The organism is Ruegeria sp. C11 (genome assembly GCF_056537725.1).
On the sequence record NZ_JBQFSB010000034.1, the window covers coordinates 1 to 590 of the forward strand.

Genomic DNA, 590 nt, shown 5'->3' on the forward strand with positions numbered 1-590 from the left:
ATTCAGGCGGCGCTGCCGAAAGAGGCGATCATCAGCTCGGACATCGGCAACAACTGCGCCATCGGCAACGCCTATCCGTCATTCGAAGAGGGCCGCAAATACCTGGCGCCGGGCCTGTTCGGCCCCTGCGGTTACGGTCTGCCCGCCATCGTCGGCGCCAAGATCGGCCAGCCGGACGTGCCGGTTGTGGGCTTTGCCGGGGACGGCGCCTTCGGCATCGCGGTGAACGAACTGACCGCGATCGGCCGCGAGGAATGGCCCGCCGTGACCCAGATCGTTTTCCGCAACTACCAGTGGGGCGCGGAAAAGCGCAACTCGACCCTGTGGTTCGACGACAACTTCGTGGGCACCGAGCTGGACACCAAGGTGTCCTATGCCGGCATCGCCACGGCTTGCGGCCTGAAGGGCGTGGTTGCCCGCACCCAGGACGAGCTGACCGCGGCGCTGAACCAGGCGATCGAGGACCAGAAGAACGGCATCACCACCCTGATCGAGGCGCTGATCAACCAGGAACTGGGCGAACCCTTCCGCCGCGACGCCATGAAAAAACCCGTCGCAGTCGCAGGCGTCAGCGCCAACGACATGATCGC

At 65.3% G+C, this 590-nt stretch carries 1 protein-coding gene; it reads left to right on the plus strand.

The genetic code is table 11. The annotated features are described in order from the left end of the window. Positions 1–590 (plus strand): thiamine pyrophosphate-dependent enzyme (locus ACR0NA_RS21655; protein ID WP_480732636.1); only part of this gene is annotated, 590 nt, incomplete at both ends.